This is a genomic window from Psychrobacillus sp., from assembly GCF_056205495.1.
Genome location: NZ_JBAEAP010000425.1, coordinates 1 through 7,597, shown reverse-complemented (window position 1 = coordinate 7,597; position 7,597 = coordinate 1). Strand labels below are relative to the sequence as shown.

The window sequence follows — 7,597 nt, the reverse complement described above, 5'->3', positions numbered from 1 at the left end:
ACCACCAGTTTCAATAATTGCGTACATTTACCTGCACCTCCTCTTAGACTAAGACTCGCCTTACAAAAGGTGATTCGATCACTCGAATGCTTGAACCTTTTCAGAGCGGTTGTAGCAACGGGTGCTGCTACAAACAATAACATTAAAATGTTAACACATATAAAAAATCGAGTCAAGCGTTTTTCGTCATTCGATCAAATGCTAGCTTGTACTTTCTAAATCTCCAAGAAGAATAATTTTGTATAGCAATAAACAAAAAGATTAGCGATACAAATAAACCTTTAGGAAAGTAGTACAGACTGGTATAAAAGATTAGCATACTGATCCATAGAGAAAAACTGACTAACTCGATATAAAAGTTCGGAAATATTGAATAGATAACGCGTCCGCCATCAAGTGGATAGATAGGAAGTAAATTTAATCCTAGAATTACTAGCTGTGTATAGGTTAGTAGCTCCACCTGTGGAAAATGTAAAATTAGACTTAATAAAAGAAGTAACAAAGTAGCAAATGGTCCTCCAAAAATAACAACAAGTTGCTCTCTCTTTTCCCATTTAGAAAATTGTTCGATTTTAATTTCTCCTCCATACGGGAGAATTGTACATGAATATATTTTTCCACCAACTAGCTTTGCAGCTCCTAAATGACCTAATTCATGTAAGATGAGAGAGCCGAAAACGATAGCATAAACTGCAATCTCTCCAGATAAATAGAAAAAAAGAAGAAAGGGGATCATAATCGGATGTATACGGAAAAGCCTATTCTTCATAGTTTAAAGCTAGCCAGTCAACGATTTCCGTCGTATCTAATACTTCCCCATCCTTCTCTACTTGCACATACAGTATATCTCGTTTTACTGATGCAAATATTTCTCCAGCGCTAACAGAAGTATACGGTAGCTGGAAGAAATCCTCCACAAATCCATAAGTAACTGTTTCTCCATTGTCGTACAAAATAGATATAGTCTTGCCAGTTTTCTTTTTGTAGCCAGTAAATATAATCAGACCATTTTCAGAAGCTCCAATTTCCTGTGAAGCAGAGAGCGACAGAACTGCCCCCTCACTATATGGTTGAATAGTGCTATACTCCAGTACTGGATTTTCTAAAAGCGGTCCACTCACTGTGACTACTTCCTCGTTTGGGGTAATCCAATCTCTTACTTTTTGATACATTTCTGTAGGCTTTTGAGGAGCTAAAAGTTTAGACGCATAGTTAGTAGACAGTGCATCATTTTCTTCTAATTTGTCCATTGCGATAAAAGTAAATACTAATAGAAATGCAAGAACCCATTTTCTTTTCGATAGCATAACATTCCCCCTAAAAAAATATATGACTATCTGTCCCATTTCATGATAGAAAAAAGGAATTGCTTATTAATTTAAACATTAATAGCGAGTAGACTACGTTTAGAGGTAGAGTATGAATGCAGGTTCTGTTCATCTTCTATTATTTTCTAAAGTCCGTGTCTTTCCGTTCCGAGCGGATGCTTTCCTGGGGACAGTCCGGGTGTTCGCCGTGGCCGCTAATCCCCTAGGAGTCACCGCTCTGCACTCCAATCCACAATAGAGAAAAAGCCACAAATAGCCGCAAATGCCTGCCGTGAAAGAACGTTTAAATACATGAAAAGAAATCGTAGAAGAATTTCATCTGAATTATTCAAGCTATAGCGATATACGAGTCGGACATAAATCAGCAGATACATCTTTCTTTGGTTATAAAACGCATACAGCGATTAGCAATTTTTTTTGGGCATGGAAATACAATGAGCCACAACCACCATATTTGCGGTCAACTTGAAGCAAATCCTTAAGTTACTTAACGAATGAGAGCAAGAATAAGGCGATAAAAAAGGGTATTTTCTGTTTAATTTGAAGTCGATTTGGTAAGTTAAAATCGGTAAAAACATGCAGAGAGATTCGCCTTTAAGAAAAAGGATGAGTTAATTTAAGGCTTGCAGGAAATAAACAAACAAAAAAGGCACTATCTGATCAAAATAGAACAGATAGTGCCTTCTTCGAATGTCTCTTATTTTCTTATTTAGCAAAAATAGATTTTAATTTAGATATAACGCCTTTTTTAGGGGTATCCATTGACATAAGTGGTACGGATTCTCCTAGAATACGTCTTGCAATGTTTCGATAACCAAGTGCAGCACGGTTAGATGGATCCATTACTACAGGCTCTCCCTTATTGGAAGATGTAATAACATTCTCATCATCAGCAATGATACCTAATAAATCGATGGATAAATGCGTTGTGATTTCATTAATATCTAAAGCGTCTCCACTTTGCATAAGATGCTGGCGGATCCGATTGATAATTAATTTTGGAGGATCGATATCTTCCTCTTGCTCCAACAAGCCGATTATACGGTCTGCATCACGCACGGCTGAAATTTCAGGTGTCGTGACAACAATTGCTTTATCAGCACCTGCAATTGCATTCTTATATCCCTGTTCAATACCAGCAGGGCAATCTATTAATACATAGTCATAATCTCGTTTAAGCTCTGTAACCAGATTTCTCATCTGTTCAGGGTTGACTGCATTTTTATCCGTTGTTTGTGCTGCTGGCAATAGGTAAAGTTTATCCTCAAAACGTTTATCCTTTACTAATGCCTGGTGAATCTTACAGCGTCCTTCCACAACATCTACTAAATCATAAATAATTCTATTTTCAAGTCCTAGCACAACATCTAAATTTCTAAGACCTATGTCTGTATCCATTAAACAAACTTTCTTACCTTGCAAAGCCAATGCAGTACCAAGGTTAGCAGTGGTCGTCGTTTTACCGACTCCTCCCTTACCTGAAGTTATTACGATTGCTTCTCCCACATTAGCTTCCTCCTTTAAATGTCGATAAATTTGGTCTTATTAATCTAAGCTCCTGTAAACGGTCAATTGCGATAGAGCCATTAGTATGTAAATAAGCACATTCCATTTCGGGTTGCTCCGATAAGACACTTAACTCATCCGTCATCGTTTCTATAACATTATCAATTATTAGATGGGTTGCCTCTAGCCAAGAAGCTGCGATGACTGCATTTTTGTTTCCATTTGAACCAGCATGTGCGATGCCCTTTAACCTTCCAAGCACAAACACATTTCCTCCAGCTACTACTCGTCCATTCGGATTGACATCTCCAATAACAACGAGGTCGCCCACTGCTTTGATGACTTGTCCAGACCTTACAATCCCAACATATGTCTCTGACTGATTTTCTAATAATCTTCTATTACAATCTTCAACGGTCATTACTTCGCTCTGTATTTTAGAAACACGGAGATGTGCCGTCTGTTGTACACAATTTATAATTTCTTTTGCCTGTTCGTCATTACAATATCGATATCCAAGTTGTAAGAGTACTTCTGCCTGGCCTTCAAAACCTTCATCAGAAACCTTTTTCGTTAATTCTTCTAAAAGTTCTGTGTATGAACACTGATCGTCTAAACGTAATACAAGGCCCTCTTTCGTTCCTTTAATCGATATTAACTGCTTTTTCGTCAATCAAGTCACCTCAGATCTACTGTGAAACCAAAAAATATTATTTTTGAAGAAGTAATGCTTTTTGATTAAAACGGTATAGAAGAATATATTTAAATAACCATCCGAACATCAATATAAAGATGAGGTTCGCCAACATTGTTGGTAAAAGATTATGTTCATAAAAACTACTAAATGTCATGATTTTAATACCAATTGCTGTATAGAAAAAGAACAGCAATGTCTCTACTACTGCCACTAAAACTAGCGACAAGATAGTAGCTACCAGCAAGTGTTGGTGTATAAATTTTACTATAAAACTTGCTACCAAACACATTAATGGGTAAATAAAAGAATATAATCCAATAATATCAATGAAAAAGACATCGTACAAGAGCCCAAACAACAATCCATATAACATTGCCCTTTTTTTATCATAATAAATAGAAACAAAAATTAAATATATAATTAAAAACCTTGGTACTAGTGTGTAAAGTTCATTATTTAGCTCAATTGGCGAGAAAAGACCAAAAATCGGTTCCATATAAAATAATAGAACCGAAATGAGCACTACTAGATATCGCATCATGAGCCATCCCCTGCCTCTTTCTCGGCAGCCAAGTCAGCCTCCGTATTAGCACCATCAGAACCATCTACTCCGTTCATAGAACGATTTGCGATGATTACATGGTCCAATATAGAGAAGCTTGCCTCTGGTTTAATGTAAGCGAGTTTAGTCAAACCATAATCATCTGTGGTAACCTCAGTTACCTCACCAACTAAAATTCCTTTTGGGAATATTCCACCTAAGCCTGAGGTAGTGACTTTCTGACCTTTTTTCACCTCAAACTCCGAATCAATTCTCTTCAGAACTAATTCTTTTCGTTCTTCGTCAAAACCTTCTATTAATCCAAACACTTCTCCCTCTTCGCTTGCAATGACAGCTGATACACGATAATTCGGGTTTTGTGTAGATAAAAGCTCAACCGTAGAGGTATATGGAGTAGTTAAAATTACCTTTCCAATTAGACCTTTGGCAGTCATTACGGCCATATTAGCTTCTACTCCATGAATCTCTCCTCGATTAATGATTATTTTCTCTTCCCATTGATCGGGATTACGAGCAATAACCGTTGCTTGGATAGGGTTGAAATCACGAAGGTCTTCTTTTTTATCAACTATTTCTTGTAATTCTTTTTTTTCGAGCTTTAAATCATTTACTTCTGCTTGTAAGGAGGCATAATCTTCTAATCTTGCTTTCAATCTTTTGTTCTCATCATATGTATTAAGTAAAGAATCTATATTATTAAAAGCACCCGTTACATACTGAGTCGGTTTGGAAAACAACGTTTGTCCAAAACCGACTACATCTTTTACTAATTGTTCTGGCAATGATGCATGATTTCGATCGCGCAATGTAAAGCTGATAAGTGCCACAAGAAAAATCATCCCTACAAGTAGCAAGATTAATCGCTTATTTGAAAAAAACTGTGGCATATCTCACTTCCCCTTAACCTTTTGTTTGTTGACGCTTCAATAATCCCATATGATCTAACGCTTTACCAGTTCCGATTGCAACACAATCTAATGGGTTTTCAGCGATAAATACAGGCATATTCGTTTGATCACTAATTACTTTGTCCAGGTTACGAAGTAAAGCTCCACCACCTGTAAGCATAATGCCGCGCTCCATTACATCTGCTGAAAGCTCTGGAGGAGTCTGTTCTAACGTTTTCTTCACTCCATCAATGATAGATGCAATAGATTCGCGCAATGCATTTGCGATCTCTTTTGATGATATTTCAATTGTTTTTGGTAACCCCGTCACAAGGTCACGTCCACGAATATCCATAGACTCTTCTGCTTCCATAACACGTGCAGATCCAATTTCCATCTTGATTGCCTCTGCAGTACGTTCACCGATTGTTAGGTTATACGTCTTACGAACATAGCTTGTAATTGCTTGGTCCATTGCATCCCCGCCAACACGAACGGATTCACTCGTTACTACTCCACCAAGAGAAATAACAGCAACTTCTGTAGTTCCTCCACCTATATCAACGACCATACTTCCTGTAGGTTCCCAAACTGGAAGATTAGCTCCGATTGCAGCTGCAAACGGCTCTTCGATAGTCAATGCTTCACGAGCTCCTGCTTGCTTTGCAGCATCAATTACAGCACGTTGTTCTACTGAAGTAATACCAAAAGGTACGCAAATCATGACATTAGGCTTGCTCCAAGACATTCCTGATGACTTCATCGCATTTTTCAAATAGTATTCTATCATGGCTGAGGTAGTATCAAAATCAGCGATAACCCCATCCTTCATTGGGCGAATCGCCACAATAGAACCGGGAGTACGACCAATCATATTTTTTGCATCGTTACCTACTGCAACAATGTCACCGTTTTGTACGTTTTTTGCTACTACGGAAGGCTCTCTTAAAACGATGCCCTTCCCTTTGATGAAAACAAGCGTATTCGCTGTTCCTAAGTCTATTCCTACATCTCTTGATCCAAATCCAAACACTATTTTTTACTCCCTTTCTAATCTAAACAAGTTTCACTTATTTTAAGTAATAACACTTATTATAACGGAAAGAAAGAAAAATGCACAGTGTCACATATACCCCTTTTCTTTTAAACTTATAAATTGATGGTCCCCAATGATTACATGGTCAAGAAGCTCAATACCCATAAGCTTTCCCGCCTCCATCAACCGTTTCGTTACATCTATGTCTTCAGTCGAAGGAGATGGGTTTCCTGAAGGATGGTTGTGAGCACAAATAATGGATGCAGCGGAACGTTTTACCGCTTCTCTAAATATTTCCCTAGGGTGAACGATGGAAGCGTTTAAAGATCCGATAAATATTGTTTGCTTGTGCAATATTTGGTTTTTTACATTTAGGAATAAAGTTACGAAGTGTTCTTGCGTGAGGGAGGTCATATCTGGCATTAAATAAGTGGCTGCATCATTTGGGGACCTTATGGTAAACTTTTCATTCGTTTTTTGCTGCGATAATCTTTTTCCTAGCTCGACAGCTGCTAGAAGTTGGACAGCCTTTGCTTGGCCAATTCCTTTAACCGTCATCATTTCTTCCAGTGTAGCATTTTTTAACTCTTGAATCTGCTCAAAAAAACCCAATACTCGATTGGCAAGATGAAGAACAGACTCTTGCTTCGTTCCAGTACGAAGCAAGATTGCAAGTAGTTCTTGGTTTGATAAACTTGAGGCGCCTTGTCTAATCAGTCTCTCTCTTGGTCTGTCCGCTATATGTACATCTCGGATCATGAGAGCGGGAGGAATTTTAACATTCATTCAGAAGTCTCCTTTTCTAATTGGATGACTTTCAATGTTAAAAGCGTCTGGAACAAACGGCCTAGCGGTAATCCGACTACATTGTTATAATCGCCACTGATTTTTTCCACGAACATTCCACCCATTGTTTGTATACCGTAAGCGCCTGCCTTATCGAGTGAATCTCCGCTAGCAACATAAGCATCTATCTGTTCTTCTGTCAGTTCGTAAAATTGCACGGAAGTAGTTTCGGTAAAGCCAATAGAAATACCTGCTCCTTGGATGGATACTCCTGTGATAACCCGGTGCTCTTGACCAGAGAGTGCTTGAAGAAACTCTTTTGCCTGATTAGAGTCAACTGGCTTAGTTAATAGTTTTTCGCCTAAATATACAGTAGTATCCGCCGCTATAACGATGGCATCTTCATTACCTTGTACTACTTCATCTGATTTTTTGGCCGCTATCGCAAGTGTGAATTCCTCTGGAGATAGCTCCTGTTCAACTTCCTCGGATACACCAGAGGCTTGTATCTCAAATGGGATCCCTAATCTACCAAAAAGCTCTTTTCTTCTTGGTGACTCGCTTGCTAGAATAATTCTGTTATTTGTTGTTATTTTCATTGAAATTCCCCCTTTTCCTAAGCATACAAAAGAATGGAGAAAATGAAAATTGTGTTAAAAACGTGACTATTTGATTTTGGGCTGTTTTCTTATTTAAAAATTTAATTTTACACAATCGTTCTGTTCTAAATAGTGCGTAAAAACATGCAGTCGAATGACTGATGGACTGTCCGAAAACGTTGTGATAGCTTGAACA

General features: G+C 37.9%; 9 protein-coding genes and 1 other annotated feature. All 9 genes read right to left on the bottom strand.

Annotated elements, in window-relative coordinates; translation table 11 throughout:
* Positions 1 to 41: 41 nt before the first annotated feature.
* Positions 42 to 121 (bottom strand) — a sequence feature (ribosomal protein L21 leader region).
* 51 nt (positions 122 to 172) lie between these two features.
* Positions 173 to 769, bottom strand: a complete 597-nt coding sequence (locus tag AC06OU_RS12475) for a site-2 protease family protein (RefSeq protein ID WP_475856152.1) — start codon at positions 767 to 769, stop codon at positions 173 to 175.
* Entirely contained in the window at positions 759 to 1,307 is a 549-nt protein-coding gene (locus tag AC06OU_RS12470; protein ID WP_169359900.1) for a hypothetical protein, read from the bottom strand. The genes AC06OU_RS12475 and AC06OU_RS12470 overlap by 11 nt, the downstream gene beginning before the upstream one ends.
* Before the next feature lie 726 nt (positions 1,308 to 2,033).
* A complete protein-coding gene (gene minD, locus AC06OU_RS12465; RefSeq protein WP_475856150.1) occupies positions 2,034 to 2,834 on the bottom strand; it encodes a septum site-determining protein MinD in 801 nt (266 codons plus the stop codon).
* Between the two features lies 1 nt (position 2,835).
* Positions 2,836 to 3,507 (bottom strand): septum site-determining protein MinC, encoded by a 672-nt coding sequence (gene minC, locus AC06OU_RS12460; protein ID WP_169359898.1) that lies wholly within the window; start codon positions 3,505 to 3,507, stop codon positions 2,836 to 2,838.
* A 37-nt stretch (positions 3,508 to 3,544) separates the two neighbouring features.
* A complete protein-coding gene (gene mreD, locus AC06OU_RS12455) occupies positions 3,545 to 4,072 on the bottom strand; it encodes a rod shape-determining protein MreD (RefSeq protein WP_169359897.1) in 528 nt (175 codons plus the stop codon).
* A complete protein-coding gene (gene mreC, locus AC06OU_RS12450) occupies positions 4,069 to 4,980 on the bottom strand; it encodes a rod shape-determining protein MreC (protein WP_475856148.1) in 912 nt (303 codons plus the stop codon). The genes mreD and mreC overlap by 4 nt, the downstream gene beginning before the upstream one ends.
* A gap of 13 nt (positions 4,981 to 4,993) precedes the next feature.
* Positions 4,994 to 6,013, bottom strand: coding sequence for a rod shape-determining protein (locus AC06OU_RS12445; protein WP_169359895.1), 1,020 nt, complete (start codon positions 6,011 to 6,013; stop codon positions 4,994 to 4,996).
* Between the two features lie 90 nt (positions 6,014 to 6,103).
* Positions 6,104 to 6,802 (bottom strand): RadC family protein, encoded by a 699-nt coding sequence (gene radC, locus AC06OU_RS12440; protein ID WP_475856146.1) that lies wholly within the window; start codon positions 6,800 to 6,802, stop codon positions 6,104 to 6,106.
* Positions 6,799 to 7,401, bottom strand: coding sequence for a Maf family protein (locus AC06OU_RS12435; RefSeq protein ID WP_475856145.1), 603 nt, complete (start codon positions 7,399 to 7,401; stop codon positions 6,799 to 6,801). The genes radC and AC06OU_RS12435 overlap by 4 nt, the downstream gene beginning before the upstream one ends.
* Positions 7,402 to 7,597 lie beyond the last annotated feature (196 nt).